The sequence below is a fragment of the Ruegeria sp. genome (assembly GCF_965221235.1).
Classification (GTDB): domain Bacteria; phylum Pseudomonadota; class Alphaproteobacteria; order Rhodobacterales; family Rhodobacteraceae; genus Ruegeria.
In genome coordinates this window covers 26,183-40,648 of the sequence record NZ_CBDCRS010000005.1, presented here as the reverse complement: position 1 = coordinate 40,648, position 14,466 = coordinate 26,183, and the positions used below count along the sequence as shown (strand labels likewise).

Below are 14,466 nucleotides of genomic sequence, written 5' to 3'. Positions count from 1 at the left end.
TGAAGGCTGAGTGACTGGCCCCATGGCTGCAGGTCGACTGCCGCTAGATTGGCGCGCAGGCCGCTTTTGCCCAGGCCAAAGCGCCGGGTGACAGGCCGGGGCTCAGGTGCTCCAGAACATCTGCATGATAGGCGTTCAACCAGTCACGCTCGGCCTCAGACAACATCTCAGGCACCAGCATAGCCGTCTGGATCGGACACCATGTCAGGTTGGAAAACGCCATGAATCCGTCCGCATCCAGCACGACTTCAAACAGGTTTTCGATCCGAATGCCAAAGCGATCCTGCTCGTAATAGCCCGGTTCAAGCGACAGGATCATTCCGGGGGCAAGATCGACGGGATTATAGGGTTTACCGATACGCTGAGGATGCTCGTGGACCGACAGGCGATGGCCGACGCCGTGGCCCGTGCCGTGATCGTAGTCCAACCCAAAATCCCACAGCGGACGCCGACAGATTGCGTCAATGTGATGGCCTTGCGTGCCAGAGGGAAAGCGCAGCGTGGCGATGGCGTGAAACGCTTTGAACACAACCGTATAGGCCCGGTCATATCCATCCGGGCGTTGGGTTCCGAAGGCAAAACTGCGCGTCGCATCCGTGGTGCCGGTGACATATTGGCCACCTGAGTCCAGCAGATACGTGCCGTCGGTGCGGATCGGCACAGCGTTGTCCGCTTGCGTAGCATAGTGGCACATCGCGGCATTGCCATCCGCGGCCGAAATTGGGTTGAAACTGGGTTCCAGAAACCCCGGCTGGGCTTGACGAAAGCGCAGCATGGCCTGTTCAGCCTCACGTTCGGTGACGGGATTGCCGTCTGATCCGCGGTGCGAGACGGTGTCATTTAGCCAAGCGCAGAATTCGACCCAAGCGATGCCGTCTTCGATATGGCAGGTCCGCATCCCGGCAAGCTCAACCGGGTTCTTATGGGCCTTTCTGGCGGTCAGAAGGTTTGCCTGAGGCAACGCGGCCCCGCCTGCTTTCTCAATCGCCAAACGGACGGCAACCGGCGAGAATTCGGGGTCGAACAGAACACTCAATCCCGGTCTGGTCCGCTCATCCAGTTTCGGCAGAAACTCATCCGGCGCGCAGATACGGACCGCTTCTGGCAGGAAATCCGTAACATCCCGGCTCAGCTTTTGCGAAGCCACGAACCACAGCACCTGCCCCGCAGCATCAATCAGGGCGAAAGAGTTCGCAACCGGGTTGAACGCGACATCGGCGCCCCGGACATTCAGCAACCACGCGATATTGTCGGGCTGGGTCTCGACACATAGTTCAGCACCACTGGCCCTCAGATCGCCTGCCAGTTTGTCGATTTTCTCACGCGCCGACTGGCCGGAAATCTGAACGGGCAGCGCGTCAGCCTGCCCCAAAGGAGGCTCGGGCTGATCGGCCCAGATGGCGTCGACCGGGTTACTTTCAACCGCCACCAGTTCACCCTGTCCCAGTGCCTGCCCAAAGCGATCAAACAGCGCGGATGGGATGTGCATGGGGTCGAACCCGATACGCCAGCCGGTTTGCGCAACATCGGCCACCCAAAACTCGGGCGGATCATTGTGCAGATGATGATGCGTCACCAACGAAGGGGGGCATTGGTTCGTCGCCTGAACAACATAATGTCCGTCGACAAAAAGCGCGACCGTGTTCATGGTGACAATTGCCAAACCCGCCGACCCGGTGAAACCCGTTACATAAGCCAGCCGTTCGTCATGCGGGGCCACATATTCGGCCTGATGGGCGTCATATCGCGGCAGGATAAATGCATCCAGACCACGCGCCGACAGCTCAGCCCGCAGGGCGGCGACGATCCGGGCTTTGTCTGTGTCAGACATGGGCGTTGATCTCTTCAACATGATGGCAGGCGACCTCGCCCCGGTCTTGGAACGGGTTCAGGGCAGGCAAAGTTGACCTGCAAACATCGGTGGCGTGCGGGCAGCGCACATGGAACGGGCAACCGGACGGCATGTTCAGGGGTGAGGGCAGCTCGCCCTCCAATTTCACCGCCCTGCCCCGATCATCTGGGTTCAGAGACGGTGCCGCCGACAATAGCGCCTGACTGTAGGGGTGAGAGGGTGCCGAGAACAGCGTCTCGCTGTCACCAATCTCAACAATCCGGCCAAGATAGATCACCGCAACCCGGTTCGACACATGGCGAACCAGCCGCAGATCATGAGCGACGAACAGGATGGTCAGGCCCAGATTGTCCTGCAATTCCAGCAGCAGATTGACCACCTGCGCCTGAACCGAAACGTCCAGCGCCGAGACCAGCTCATCCGCGATCAGAACCTCTGGTTCCACGGCCAGCGCGCGGGCGATGGCGATGCGTTGGCGCTGACCGCCCGAGAACTCGTGCGGCAGTTTGTGCTGTGCATCCTGCGGCAGGCGCACCAGTTCCAGCAGCTCGGCCACGCGGGCGGGGATGTCCGCCTCGGGGCGCATCTCATGCACACGCAGCGCCTCGGCCAGAATCTGGCCTGTGGTCATACGGGGGTTAAGTGAAGAATATGGGTCCTGAAACATCATCTGGACGCGACGATTATAGGCCCTGTCGGCGCGCCGTTCGGCGTCGAAGACATTATGCCCGTCAAATCGGATTTCGCCCTCACTGGGTTCGTAGAGACGCACAATACAGCGGGCCAGCGTGGACTTGCCACAGCCGGATTCGCCCACGACGCCCAGCGTTTCGCCGCGGATCAGGTCCAGGCTGACACCGTTCAGCGCATTGACGACACGCCCCGGACGACCGGTTACAAAATCAGACGGGCTGCGTCCCAACGGAAAACGCAGATACAGATCGCGGATTTCCATCACTGTCGCTCTCATGCGGCATTCCCCTGAGACTTGGCGATCGGATTGAAACAGGCAACCTGCCGCCCTTCGGTGATCAGGGACAATGGAGGCCGGTCTTCAAGGCACGGAGCGCTACACGCCGCGCAGCGCGGGGCAAAGGCACAACCCGGCGGTAAGGCGTCCAACCCCGGCGGCACACCGGGCACCGAATACAGCGGCGTGCGCGGCGGCAAGTTCTCGGGCACCGAACGCATAAGGCCAACCGTGTAAGGATGGCGTGGCTCGCGCAGCACGTCCCGTACCGGACCCTGCTCGACAATCCGTCCGGCATACATCACCGCGACGTTGTCACAGGTCTGCGCCACGACGCCCAAATCATGGGTGACCAGAAGCACGCCCATATCCATGTCCTGCGCCAGCCGCAGGATCAGGTCGAGGATTTGCGCCTGAATGGTCACATCCAGCGCCGTGGTCGGCTCATCCGCCAAAAGCAGCTTGGGGTTCGCGGCCAGCGCGATGGCGATCATCACCCGTTGCCGCATCCCGCCCGAGAACTGATGTGGGTAGTCCTTTAGCCGCTGCGCCGCTGACGGGATACCAACCAGATCCAGCATCTGGATCGCGCGGTCCCGGCGCGCAGCGCGCGACAGATCGGTATGCGCCCGCAGGGTTTCCTCAAGCTGCAGACCAACCGTGAGCAACGGGTTCAGCGAGGTCATCGGTTCCTGAAAGATCATCGCGATTTCGCGGCCCTGGATCTGACGCAAGGCGCGATCTGCCATCCCGACCAGATCGCGCCCCTGCCAGCGCACCGTCCCTGTTACCTCCCCGTAGCGGCGCGCCAGCCCGATAATCGACCGCAAGGTAACGCTTTTGCCCGAGCCGCTTTCGCCGACCAGACCCAGCACTTCGCCCCGCGCGACCGAGAACGAGACGTCGCGCAGCGCGGGCAAGGCACGGCCATTGCGGTGGAAGGTCGTGTTCAGCCCGTCAACCTGAAGGATCGGCTCGTCTTGGTCCATCCCCTACCCTCTCGGTCTCAGCAGATCGGCCAGCCCATCGCCCAACAGCGAAAAGCCCAGCCCGGTCAGAACGATGGCAAGGCCCGGCATCAGGCTCAGCCACCATGCGGTCGAGATAAAGTTGCGCCCTTCGGCAATCAGCACGCCCCATTCCGCCTGTGGCGGCTGCGCGCCCAACCCCAGATAGCCAAGGGATGAGCCCAACAGGATCACCAGCGCCATATCGGTCATCCAATACACAATGACCGGAGTGATCGCATTCGGCAGCAGGTGGCGGAATATGATACGTCGGTCGGAATAGCCCATGACGACCCCGGCGGCGGCATAGTCATTGCCCATTTGCGCAATCACCTCGGCCCGCATAAGGCGCGCGTAATAGACCCAGTAGACCACCGAGATGGCGATATACATATTGACCAAACCCGGCCCCAGTACCGCGACCACGGCGATGACCAAAACCAGAAACGGGAAAGTGATGACCGCATCGACAATGCGGCCGAAGATTAGGTCGCCAATGCCTCGGTAATAGCCAACCATCGCCCCGATGATGACGCCAGTTACCAGTGCAAACACGGTTCCAAATACAGCCATCTGCATGTTCACCTGATAGGCCCAGATCACACGCGACAGACTGTCTCGACCCAACAGATCGGTGCCGAACGGATGCGCCCATGAAGGCGGCTGCCGGATCGCATTGTAGTCAATCGCATTGGGGTCATAAGGTGCGAAGAAACCCGGAAAGATCGCCAGCAGGATTGAAAAGCCAATGATCAGCAGCCCGGCCACAAAGCCCGGTTTGCGCAACGCCAGACGCATGAACGAGGGACGATCAGAGGTAAAGGTCACATCACTCATTGCAGGCGCATCCTCGGGTCAAGGCGGCTTTGGAACAGGTCCGTCATCAGGAACACCACCGACACCAGCACCGCAAAGGTCAGGGTCAGGCCCTGAATCAGCGGATAGTCGCGGGCAAAAATCGCCTCAAGCATCAACCGTCCCATTCCCGGTACGGCAAACACCGTCTCGGTCACAAGCGTTCCGCTCATCAGGTTGCCGATAGACAGGCCCAGCAGCGTAACAGTCGAAATCAGCGCATTGCGCAGCACATGCCGCCCAAGGATCAGGCGCGACGGCAACCCCTTGGCGCGGGCGAACTGCACATATTCGGCGTCCAGCACCTCGATAATCGCGCTGCGCGGGTTCCGCATGATGATGGCCGAGGTGTAAAGCGCCACGGTCACCGACGGCAAAAACAGGTGGTAGAGCTTTTCCGTGAACGTGTCGCCATAGCCGCCCACAGGGAACAACCGCAGCTGCGCGGCCAGAAAGGTCAGCAAAACCAGACCGATATAGAAAACCGGCATCGACAGGCCGATCTGGAATACCGTGCGGATCACCGCATCCGGCCAGCGCCCGCGATTGAGCGCGGCGACAAAGGCCAGCGGCCCGGCAATCAACAGCGACAGAACGACAGAATAGACGGTCAGAAAAACCGTGATCGGCAGACGGTCGGCGATCACATCCATCACGTCCGTCCGCATCAGGATCGAGCGTCCAAGATCCCCCTGCACCGTGTTGGATAGAAACAGCCAGAATTGCACCAGCATCGGCTCGGTCAGGCCCAGCCGTTCTCGGATCGCCTGAATGTCGGCATCCGAGGCCCGATCACCCGCCATTGCAATGGCCGGATCACCCGGCAACATACGCACCAGCAGGAAGATGATGACCATGACCAGAAAGAAGGTCGGCACCATCATCAGCAGGCGCTTGAAGATATAGTTCAGGCTGGACACATCCGCGCTCCGACAAAAGGCCCCGCCGCCAGGGTACGGCGGGGCAAGGGGCATCAGCTCTTACCGGCTGACTGTTGCTTCATCGAAGATGTTATTGCCCAAGGGCGTCTGAACATAGCCCTCAACCGCCGTTCCCAACGCCACTGCAAAGGGGGTCTCGTACATGAACAGCAGCGGTGCGGCATCGGCGTAAAGCTCTTGCATCTTGGCGAACTTGGCCTTGCGCGCCTCAGGGTCCATTTCCTTGGCGGCCTCTTCGAACAGGGTGTTGAACTCGGCGTTTTCCCAACCGGTGCCAACGGCCTTGGCGGTCGGGGTATAACCCAGCCAGCCGACAACCTGACTTGGGTCGTTCACATCGTTGACCCAGCCATAGGTGTGAATGTCGAACTCGCCCGAGCGGTTCTTGGCCCCGCGCGTCGCGCCGTCCACCTGCTCGACCACCAGTTCGATGCCCAACTCGCCCCACATCTGTTGCAGTGCGGCAAAGATCGTCGCGTCATCCGCAGAACCGGCCAACGTGGTCAGCGTGACCTCAGTGCCCGGCTCCAGACCAGCCTCGGCAACAAGCGCTTTGGCCTTGTCCAGATCATAGGAATAGAGCGGGCTCAGATCGGCGGCATATTGTGTGGCCTTCGCCATCAAGGGCGAGCTCATCGGCTGCCCTGCCCCATGCAGAACCACCCCGATTAGGGCGTCCTTGTTGGTGCCGTAATTCAGCGCCTGTCGCACGCGGGCATCGGCCAGCGGGTTGGGCGAGCCATCGGCACGGGTGTCGCGCGTGTTAATCGGCGAATAGATGATCCGCGTCGACGGGTAGAGCTGCATGTTGATGTTCGGATCACCTTCCAGCTCAGCAACGCGGCTGAACGGAATAAACTCGGCGGCATCCACTTCTCCGGCCTGCAAGCTCAAGATACGGGTGGCGTCGTCCGGGATGATCTCGAAATGCACACCGTACAGATAGGGCAGCGGCTTGCCGTCTGCACCCATGCGCCAGTAGTTTTCGTTGGCGCAGAAATCCATCGAGGCACCCTGCTCGAACCCGCACAGATAGAACGGGCCAGAACCCACACCGGCCGACGTCGATGCAAAGATCGCGGCGGATTTGTCCTGATCCGTCTCACCGGCTGCCGCATCAAAGGCCGCCTTAGAGACGATGGCAGTGTTGAACGTGGCCAACATCGACAGAATGGTCGGGTCCGGGTCAGTCAGCGTAATCGTAATCGCGTTGCCGTCGGCTGCCACCGTGTCAATCGACCCCAGCAGACCCGCCCATGGGCTAAGGTCTGGGTTGCGCGCCCGGTCCAGAGAGAACACCACATCGTCACCGGTCATCGGTGATCCATCGGCGAACAAAACACCCTCGCGCAGGGTCAGCGACACGGTCTTGCCGTCGTCGGATACCGAGAACGCCTCGGCCAGACCCGGCTCGACCGAGTTCCCATCAGCGCTGCCGCGCAGCAGCGTGTCGAACAGGCTGCCGACCATCCAGATATCAGGGTTGCGATCCGCATAGATCGGATCAATCAGCCGCGATCCGTCATACCGGGCGAAATTCAGCGTCCCGCCCCGCTCTTGCGCCAGCGCCGGCACTGCCAACGTCGTGGCAACTACCAGTCCCAGTACCGATTTCAGTTGCATTCTCTTCTCCTCCCGCAAAAGCATTTGCTTCATGCGGAGGCAGAATAATCATTTTTTAACATTACTAAAGTTTTTTTTAGTATAGGCGAAAAAATTTTTCACCCACCCGCATCCTGATCGCCAGCACTACTGATAGGTGAGGTCGTCACCCAAAGCTCAACCGCTTCAGTCTCGCCCAGCACGATGGAATAGTGCAGCGTTGACGTATCGTGGTGAATCACATCGCCCGGAGACAGGGTGAAAACCTGATCGCCCAGATGGTATTCCAGCTGCCCGGACAGCAGGTAACAAAACGCCTCGCCGGTGTGGCACATCCGCTCGGATACATGGCCCGGCGGGCGGTGAACGATCTGCGGGTGAAACAACGCGCCACCGAATCCCGGCCCCAGCTTTTCATAGTACCGCCCCCGCGTTCCAAGCGAGTATGTCTGGCGATTGTCCCGCGCGACATATTGCGAAAACACCTCGGGCACGCTTAATAATTGCTCGATACTGGTCTGCAAGGCCGCCGCAATCGACATCAGCGACGTCAACGAAGGAGAGCTGAGGCCCCGCTCGACCTGAGACAGGAAACCGGTGGTCAGTTCGGCGGATTTGGCGACCTGATCCAGCGTTTTGCCCATCGCTTTGCGCCGCCGACGGATGGCCTGCCCCAGCTCGGTCGGCTTACCCTTCTGCTTGGATTTTGCACGCTCAGTCGGGGCTTGCATTCGCGGTCTCCTGCGGTTCGGAAAGTGCAGGTCATTCAATAGGATTGTGTGGAGAAGATCAAAATTTATTTTTATCAAACTAAAAAACGATATCACCGAGTGGCCGGCGGCATAAGCCGCTCAACCCCTTGCGCGGCCCCATTAGCCGGGAAAGAAGGCCCGGTTTTCGCCCTGCGCGATCTCAGCCGCCAGCTTGCCAATATCAGCGCTGACTGAACGGTCTACGGTCATGGCCGGAGCAATCCGGCGCAGCTCGACAAGTGCCGCGCCAAGGAACGGCGCGATGTCTGCCTGACAACCGCGCAGCTCAATCCCGCGTGCGGCCACCAACAGTTCGATCGCGGTCAAATGGCGGCTGCACTCGACCACAGTTTCGAGGCCACGAATGGCAACGGGTGTGTTGGGCAGGCAATCTTCGATCCCGTTGGCGTTGATACTGGGCCAGACCGGCACCGGCTGGGCCGCCTGCGTCAGGCTCGCCGCCAGCGCCTCAGCCGGTTTCATCACCGGGGCAAAGCCGTTCGAGGCGCTGTGCTCCTGCGCCAGAAAGGCAGGCAGGTCGCTGAACGCCGGGGTCAACAGCTTGGAAAACCGCGCCAACTGCGCCATGGCCACCGGCACAAAGGCCCGACTGACGCCCTCAATCACATGGCACAATTCGGCCGAATAATAATTCCCTCCCGAGATCATTCGGGCCTCGTCCACCAGAGCGACCGGATTGTCGCTGACGCCGTTGATCTCGATCTCGATCAGGTCTTCCGCAACCGACAGCGCCTGCGCCAAGGTGCCATGAATCTGCGCAACATTTCGGATCGAAAGCGGGTCCTGCATACGACGCGCATGTGCGCTGTCCCACAAAGCACTGCCCCTCAGACGGGTGGTCAGACCAGTGGCAGCAATAGCCTGACCGGGCAGAGGTTTCACCGCAAGAATCCCAGGGTCCAGTGGCGTCAGATTGGCGCGAAACGCCTCCATCGACAGCGCCGAGGCGGTCTGCAACGCTTCAAACGCGCGGTCAGCCGCGCGGATCACCAGCGCCCCCGCCCCGGCGACATAGCCGGTGTGATTGGCAAGGGCCAAACCATCCCGCGGCCCCAGCTGCAAAGGGGCGATGCCATGGGCCTGCATCATCTCTTCGCTGTCACCAACCTGACCGGTCCGGTCCTGCATACGGCCTTCGCCGATCAGAGACAGGCCCAGCGTCGCATTGATCACCAGATCCGCCGCGCCGATTGACCCAAGCTGACCAACAATCGGCGTCAACCCGGCATTGAGGCAAGTCACTAGATGCTCTGCCACCCGTGGATGCGCGCCGCTACAGCCGCTCAACATCGTATTCGCGCGCACGATCATGGCGGCGCGCAGCACCTCGGGGGCCTCGGGCGGCCCCAGCGCTTGCGCCCGTCCGCGCAACGTCTGTACCGAAAACGCCTGTAAGGTTTCGGCGTCCAGCGCCTCGGTCGACCGCGCGCCCAGCCCGGTTGTTACACCGTAAACCGGCATCCCATCGGCGATGACCTGATCGACCAGAGCGCGCGATTTCGCCATGCGCGTCAAGCCGTCGGGGCACAGAGCAATTTGAAGGTCGCCTCGGGCCGCCTGTGCCAGATCATCGGCACTCAGGCCAGCCCCAGTCAGTGTCAGAACCGGCATCATTCGTTCCGATAGACCAAATCCTGCACGATGCCCCCCGCCCGCGCCTTTTCAAGGATAGCCGCGCCAAGGGCGATATCGCTGGTAGACATGCCGCGATGCCAGAACAGGATGGTTTCGTCATCGCTTTCGCGCCCTGGTTTCAGCCCCGCCGCGATTTCCCCTATCTCGGCATAGAAGCTGTCCTCGGTGATCAGCCCGGCGGCGATATGAGGCCGCAGCGCCCCAAGATGCCCGGCCCGCATCTGCCCCAGATCGTCCATCACAAACTTGTCGATCCCTTCAACAAAGTTCAATGGCAGCGTGCTCATCGTGCCATAGGGCACCACGAACGCGCCCTTTTTGACCCAAGAGCGGTCGAACATCGGAGTAGGTTCGTTCAGACGCGTCGCCTCGACCAGAATGTCGGCATCCTTGAGGCAGGATTCCCAATCCTCGGTCACTACGATTTTCTTGCCGAGGTCGCGGCTCAGCTTGTCGGCAAAGGCCTCGCGGCTTTCGGGGCGGCGGGAATGCACGCGGATTTCCTCAAAGTCGAACAGGTGATCCAACAGCGCGACATTCCAGTAAGAGGTGCCGCGCGCACCCAGATGGCCCAGAACCTTGGGCTTTTTCGGACCCAGCCATTTCGCGCCAAGCGCGGTCAGCGCGCCGGTGCGCATATCGGTGATACCCGCCGCATCTATCACCGCTCGGGGTGCGCCGGTTCGGGGGCAGAATAGGTTCAGCAAGGCCAGTTCGCTGGGCAGACCCTGTTTGTAATTGTCGACAAAGTCTCCCACGATCTTGACGCCAGCATAATCCAGAGGTGCCACGTAGCCGCGCAGCACGTTGAAATGGCCGTTGAAGCTGGGATCAGGGGTCAGGTGCATACGTGGCTCGATCACGGTTTGGCCCCTGCCAGCGGCAACCAACCCTTGTTCGACCGCACTCAGGATTTCATCCTTGGTCAACGCCAGCGCATCAATCTCTGGTTTGCCGAGGTATTCGATCATCATCTGTGCCATGCGCGTGTCCCTTGCTGTGTCCGCGCAGGGTACAGCGAACTCTCTTGCGATGTGATCCCAGGAATGCTGGCTTTTGGGAAAGTTTTTCTTATGCTACAGAATTGACATGAAATTACCGCCCCTGAATGCCATCAAGGCCTTTGAGGCCACCGCGCGCTGCGGCGGCTTTACAGCAGCGTCGACCGAGCTTGGCGTCACATCCGCTGCCGTCAGCCTTCAGGTGGCCAAAGCCGAATCCTATATGGGAAAGAAGCTTTTTCTGCGCGGAAATAACAACCTGACCCTGACTGACGCCGGGCAGATGCTGTATCCGCAGGTTGCGCAGGCGCTGACGCAATTGTCTGAGATCACCGAACGGTTTCTGGAACAAGAGATGCGCTCGCATCTGGTGATCAGCACAATTCAGTCTTTGTCAGAACGATGGGTGATCCCTGCCGCTGCCCGGTTTCGACAGGCCCACCCGCAGATCGGCCTGTCGATTCAGATGGACCCCGGATCCGTTCGACCCAAGACGCACGCCAGTTGATCTGCGCATTTCCTTCCACCCGCATCACGGCCAAGGCTTTGTCAGCCAACAACTGGTGCGCGATCATGTGGCCCCGGTTTGCGCCCCGGGCTTTGCCGCAGACCTGTCAGACGTTGACGATTCACAACTGATCCACGTGGATTGGGGCGAATCCTACAGCTCATACCCCACATGGGCGGGATGGTTTCGTCATTTTGACATCGCCCGAGACCCGAACACCTCGAAAGGTTTGCGCGTTGGGGGAACGGGTATCGGGATCGAACTGGCAGCTCAGGGGGCCGGAGTGATGCTGGCACCCCTGCATCTGGCGGGGTCAGAGCTGGCAACCGGCAAGCTTATGCGACTCGGGCAGGATCGGCTGCGCCTGCCCTTCGGATACTGCGCCACGCGCACGGCCGGGCGGGTCAAACAGCCCTATGTTACGGCGCTGCTGCATGAATTGAACCAGCCGACGCGACCGCAGACATCGACGTCCTGATCCCTTCCCACACAGGCGCTGCTAAACTTGGGTGCGCGTGGACGAAAAACGCCTGCGATACTCGACCGGTGACAGCCCAACGACCTTGTGAAACATCCGCCGAAAGGCTGAGATATCCATATACCCCACATCGCGGGCTATGGTCTCAACACTCTCTGGTGACAGCTCCAACCGCTCCTTGGCTTTTGAGATGCGCAATTGCTGCAGGTATTCCGACGGGCTGAGCCCGGTGGCAGACTGAAACCGGCGGCCAAATGTCCGGAGTTCCAGTCGGGCTTTGCCCGCCATCTCCGAGACCGCAATCGGGTCCGGGTAGTGTTCCTGAACCCAGTGTTGCACGCGCAAAATCGCCGTGTCGCCATGACCGAGTTTTGGCAGGAACGAGCTATAAAAGCTTTGCGCCCTTTCACCCGGATCAATCAGAAAAAATCGCGCCACGTCGAGCATCGCCGAAGGCCCCATGAACCGCGCGATCAGGCTCAGGCCCAGATCGGTCCAGGCCATCAATCCACCGGCTGTTATGATGTCTCCGTCATCGACCAGCAGACGTTCCGATTGCAGGTGGACCTTTGGAAACCGCGTCTCAAATTCTTCGGACAGCGCCCAATGCGTCGTCGCCTGCCGCCCGTCCAGCAACCCCGAGGCTGCCAGCGGAAACGCACCCGCACACACCGAGCAGACAAGCGCACCCTGCTGGTGATGGTGCAGCACCCAGTTCGCCAAGGCTTCTTCCTGACGCGCCTCAGGCCGGGACCCAAGCGATGGCGGCAGGATTACCGTGTCGAGTGATCGGTCGCTGGGGATGAACTCCTTGATGACTTCCACCTCAATTGAATGTGGATGATCCGACTTGTCCCGCTGTAACCGGTTGGCGACGGCAAACAGGTCCCGCAACCCGTAAATCGCGGAATCCTGTGCGTCAGGATAGGCTGCAAGTCCAATTGTGATCTGTGTATTCGCATCTGTCATTTGTCCTATCTAACGCGAATTATGTCCGATGCGCCAATCAAGTTCCGGCGATCCGCACCCTATATTGCCCCTGCGAAACACCAGAACGGAGGCCAAGATGGCAAAATCCGCATTGATCCTGATCGACATCCAGAACGATTATTTCCCCGGCGGCAAATGGGAGCTGCACAAGATCGAAGACAGCGCTCGAAATGCGGCGCGATTGCTTGAGCAGGCCCGCGCCGCAGGGCAGATGATCGTCCATGTGCATCATGAGTTTAAGGCCGAAAACCCGCCTTTCTTTGCGCCCGGCACGCCGGGTGCGGACATCCACACCTCAGTGGCCCCAAAAGACGGTGAACACAAAGTACTCAAGCACTATGCGAACGCCTTTCGGGAAACCAACCTTCAGGCCCTGCTGGCCGACCACGACGTCAGCGACGTGACAATCGCCGGAGACATGAGCCATATGTGTATCGACGCAGCGGCCCGGAACGCAGCGGATATCGGCCTGAATGTGACCGTTGTCGAAGATGCGTGTTCCTCGCGCGATCTGGAATTCAACGGGGATGTCATCCCGGCCGAACAGGTACACAAGGCCTATATGTCCGCCTTGTCCTTTGCCTATGCTACTGTCGTGAGCACCTCTGACTATCTGGCCGGTGCATAAACGGTCACCACAGGACACAAACATGGCTATTCTTTATCACGCCCCGCTCACATGCTCGCTGGCCGCGCGATTTGCTGCGGCTGAAGGGGGCGTTCCACTGGATATTGCGCCCGTCAATCTGGCGACCAAGGAACTGGCAGCCGGGGGCTCGCTTTACGAAATCAACCCCTTGGGGCAAGTCTCGGTGCTGGCGCTGGATGACGGGACGAAACTGACCGAGACCTCGACTGTGATCAATTGGGTGCAGTCGCAATCGGCCAATGAAGACTTCCGGGTCGATCCTTCGGACCCGGATTACTTTCAAATGCTGCGCTGGCTGGCGTTCTGCGCGACCGAGCTTCACAAAGGTCTGTTCCGCGTTGTGTTTTACCAAGAGGCGACCGACGAGGTGAAAGACAGGGTGCGGGCGCTTGCGCCCTTGCGGTTTGAACTTCTCGACTCCCACCTCAAGGGGCGCGACTATCTGTTGGGTTCGCGGTTTACTGCGGCTGATGCCTATCTGACATGGTTCTTTGTCCTGTCAGGCTATGCGCAGGTGGATCATTCCCGGTATCCCAACCTTGAGGCCTACCGCCAGCGGGTTCTGTCACGTCCGGCCATCAAAGCCTTGATCGACAGCGATACCCAGATGGATCTGGACCTGAAGCAAAACCTGTTTGCGGCAGCGTAAGTCCGGACCAAATAGTGAAAACTCCAGCCTGTCTCTATCATAGGCTGGAGCCCCTTAAGACGTGCGAAACCGTTAGGGCAACAGGTCCGAGACTTTGCTGAACCCGGTCAGATCAAACCCAAACGAGATCGGGTCGCCGACCCTGTTCACAGCTTCGATCTGCAATTGATTGCCCGCACGCATGGCTGACATCCAGTCCTGCGACACCGGCGAACGGGCAAAACAGCCCTGCGCCTCACAGGTCAGAAACTCCAGCTTTGCGACCTCGGTGCCGTCGACCGTTGCCGTCAGGCCTTCCGAGAACAGCAGACCGAAGGGCAAGGTTAGAACGGTTTCGGTCTCATCCTTTCCGGCGGCTTTCACAAACGCGATCGCGGTCAGCCGCTGATTGCTTTCGGTCAGAACAATTGCCTGGGTCATTTCACAGATCAGCTCGGCTCCGTTGACCTGATTGCTGCAATTGACCGACCACAGCGGAGCAGTACTGTCCTGCGCCGCAAGCGGTTGCGCCAGAGCCAATGACATTCCCAAAGCGCCAATCCACGTTTTCATTCTG

15 protein-coding genes are annotated in these 14,466 nt (G+C 60.0%); 4 read left to right on the top strand and 11 right to left on the bottom strand.

What is annotated here, in order from left to right:
* Positions 1–43: 43 nt before the first annotated feature.
* The 9 genes from ACOQOY_RS20875 to ACOQOY_RS20835 all read right to left on the bottom strand — a co-directional run bounded on the left by ACOQOY_RS20875 (position 44) and on the right by ACOQOY_RS20835 (position 10,618).
* Positions 44–1,831: an aminopeptidase P family protein gene (locus ACOQOY_RS20875; RefSeq protein WP_420587315.1), complete on the bottom strand. Its 1,788-nt coding sequence runs from the start codon at positions 1,829–1,831 to the stop codon at positions 44–46.
* A complete protein-coding gene (locus tag ACOQOY_RS20870) occupies positions 1,824–2,822 on the bottom strand; it encodes an ABC transporter ATP-binding protein (RefSeq protein WP_420587314.1) in 999 nt (332 codons plus the stop codon). The genes ACOQOY_RS20875 and ACOQOY_RS20870 overlap by 8 nt, the downstream gene beginning before the upstream one ends.
* On the bottom strand, positions 2,819–3,811 hold the full coding sequence (locus ACOQOY_RS20865; protein ID WP_420587313.1) for an ABC transporter ATP-binding protein: 993 nt from the start codon (positions 3,809–3,811) through the stop codon (positions 2,819–2,821). Before ACOQOY_RS20865 ends, ACOQOY_RS20870 begins: the two co-directional genes overlap by 4 nt.
* A 3-nt stretch (positions 3,812–3,814) precedes the next feature.
* Positions 3,815–4,666, bottom strand: a complete 852-nt coding sequence (locus tag ACOQOY_RS20860) for an ABC transporter permease (protein WP_420587312.1) — start codon at positions 4,664–4,666, stop codon at positions 3,815–3,817.
* Positions 4,663–5,604 carry an ABC transporter permease gene (locus tag ACOQOY_RS20855; protein WP_420587311.1) on the bottom strand — a complete coding sequence of 314 codons (942 nt, stop codon included), beginning with the start codon at positions 5,602–5,604 and terminating at the stop codon, positions 4,663–4,665. The genes ACOQOY_RS20860 and ACOQOY_RS20855 overlap by 4 nt, the downstream gene beginning before the upstream one ends.
* A gap of 60 nt (positions 5,605–5,664) precedes the next feature.
* The gene (locus tag ACOQOY_RS20850) at positions 5,665–7,248 is read right to left on the bottom strand and encodes an ABC transporter substrate-binding protein (protein ID WP_420587310.1); all 1,584 of its coding nucleotides are present in this window, start codon (positions 7,246–7,248) and stop codon (positions 5,665–5,667) included.
* 98 nt (positions 7,249–7,346) lie between these two features.
* A complete protein-coding gene (locus tag ACOQOY_RS20845; protein ID WP_420587309.1) occupies positions 7,347–7,958 on the bottom strand; it encodes a helix-turn-helix domain-containing protein in 612 nt (203 codons plus the stop codon).
* Between the two features lie 141 nt (positions 7,959–8,099).
* Positions 8,100–9,611: an aromatic amino acid lyase gene (locus ACOQOY_RS20840; protein WP_420587308.1), complete on the bottom strand. Its 1,512-nt coding sequence runs from the start codon at positions 9,609–9,611 to the stop codon at positions 8,100–8,102.
* Positions 9,611–10,618 (bottom strand): ornithine cyclodeaminase family protein, encoded by a 1,008-nt coding sequence (locus ACOQOY_RS20835; RefSeq protein ID WP_420587307.1) that lies wholly within the window; start codon positions 10,616–10,618, stop codon positions 9,611–9,613. The genes ACOQOY_RS20840 and ACOQOY_RS20835 overlap by 1 nt, the downstream gene beginning before the upstream one ends.
* A gap of 106 nt (positions 10,619–10,724) precedes the next feature.
* Here ACOQOY_RS20835 and ACOQOY_RS20830 point away from each other — a divergent pair, with 106 nt between their 5' ends.
* Together ACOQOY_RS20830 and ACOQOY_RS20825 are read left to right on the top strand one after the other, a co-directional pair.
* Positions 10,725–11,144, top strand: coding sequence for a LysR family transcriptional regulator (locus ACOQOY_RS20830; RefSeq protein ID WP_420587306.1), 420 nt, complete (start codon positions 10,725–10,727; stop codon positions 11,142–11,144).
* Between the two features lie 55 nt (positions 11,145–11,199).
* Positions 11,200–11,622, top strand: a complete 423-nt coding sequence (locus ACOQOY_RS20825) for a LysR substrate-binding domain-containing protein (protein ID WP_420587305.1) — start codon at positions 11,200–11,202, stop codon at positions 11,620–11,622.
* A gap of 21 nt (positions 11,623–11,643) precedes the next feature.
* On the opposite strand, the gene ACOQOY_RS20820 is transcribed toward ACOQOY_RS20825, so the two are convergent.
* Complete coding sequence (locus ACOQOY_RS20820; protein ID WP_420587304.1) at positions 11,644–12,591, bottom strand: GlxA family transcriptional regulator; 948 nt, start codon at positions 12,589–12,591, stop codon at positions 11,644–11,646.
* A 97-nt stretch (positions 12,592–12,688) separates the two neighbouring features.
* On the opposite strand from ACOQOY_RS20820, the gene ACOQOY_RS20815 reads away from it, so the two are divergent.
* Both ACOQOY_RS20815 and ACOQOY_RS20810 read left to right on the top strand, forming a co-directional pair.
* On the top strand, positions 12,689–13,240 hold the full coding sequence (locus ACOQOY_RS20815) for a cysteine hydrolase family protein (RefSeq protein WP_420587303.1): 552 nt from the start codon (positions 12,689–12,691) through the stop codon (positions 13,238–13,240).
* A gap of 22 nt (positions 13,241–13,262) precedes the next feature.
* The gene (locus ACOQOY_RS20810; protein ID WP_420587302.1) at positions 13,263–13,910 is read left to right on the top strand and encodes a glutathione binding-like protein; all 648 of its coding nucleotides are present in this window, start codon (positions 13,263–13,265) and stop codon (positions 13,908–13,910) included.
* 72 nt (positions 13,911–13,982) lie between these two features.
* Here ACOQOY_RS20810 and ACOQOY_RS20805 read toward each other — a convergent pair whose 3' ends face one another.
* Entirely contained in the window at positions 13,983–14,462 is a 480-nt protein-coding gene (locus ACOQOY_RS20805; RefSeq protein WP_420587301.1) for an invasion associated locus B family protein, read from the bottom strand.
* Positions 14,463–14,466: the final 4 nt, after the last annotated feature.

Excerpts from the sequence above, each read along its gene's own strand:
- ACOQOY_RS20875 (WP_420587315.1), bottom strand. The coding sequence starts at position 1,831 with ATGTCTGACACAGACAAAGCCCGGATCGTCGCCGCCCTGCGGGCTGAG.
- ACOQOY_RS20870 (WP_420587314.1), bottom strand. The coding sequence starts at position 2,822 with ATGAGAGCGACAGTGATGGAAATCCGCGATCTGTATCTGCGTTTTCCG.
- ACOQOY_RS20865 (WP_420587313.1), bottom strand. The coding sequence starts at position 3,811 with ATGGACCAAGACGAGCCGATCCTTCAGGTTGACGGGCTGAACACGACC.
- ACOQOY_RS20860 (WP_420587312.1), bottom strand. The coding sequence starts at position 4,666 with ATGAGTGATGTGACCTTTACCTCTGATCGTCCCTCGTTCATGCGTCTG.
- ACOQOY_RS20850 (WP_420587310.1), bottom strand. The coding sequence starts at position 7,248 with ATGCAACTGAAATCGGTACTGGGACTGGTAGTTGCCACGACGTTGGCA.
- ACOQOY_RS20845 (WP_420587309.1), bottom strand. The coding sequence starts at position 7,958 with ATGCAAGCCCCGACTGAGCGTGCAAAATCCAAGCAGAAGGGTAAGCCG.
- ACOQOY_RS20840 (WP_420587308.1), bottom strand. The coding sequence starts at position 9,611 with ATGCCGGTTCTGACACTGACTGGGGCTGGCCTGAGTGCCGATGATCTG.
- ACOQOY_RS20835 (WP_420587307.1), bottom strand. The coding sequence starts at position 10,618 with ATGGCACAGATGATGATCGAATACCTCGGCAAACCAGAGATTGATGCG.
- ACOQOY_RS20830 (WP_420587306.1), top strand. The coding sequence starts at position 10,725 with ATGAAATTACCGCCCCTGAATGCCATCAAGGCCTTTGAGGCCACCGCG.
- ACOQOY_RS20820 (WP_420587304.1), bottom strand. The coding sequence starts at position 12,591 with ATGACAGATGCGAATACACAGATCACAATTGGACTTGCAGCCTATCCT.
- ACOQOY_RS20815 (WP_420587303.1), top strand. The coding sequence starts at position 12,689 with ATGGCAAAATCCGCATTGATCCTGATCGACATCCAGAACGATTATTTC.
- ACOQOY_RS20810 (WP_420587302.1), top strand. The coding sequence starts at position 13,263 with ATGGCTATTCTTTATCACGCCCCGCTCACATGCTCGCTGGCCGCGCGA.
- ACOQOY_RS20805 (WP_420587301.1), bottom strand. The coding sequence starts at position 14,462 with ATGAAAACGTGGATTGGCGCTTTGGGAATGTCATTGGCTCTGGCGCAA.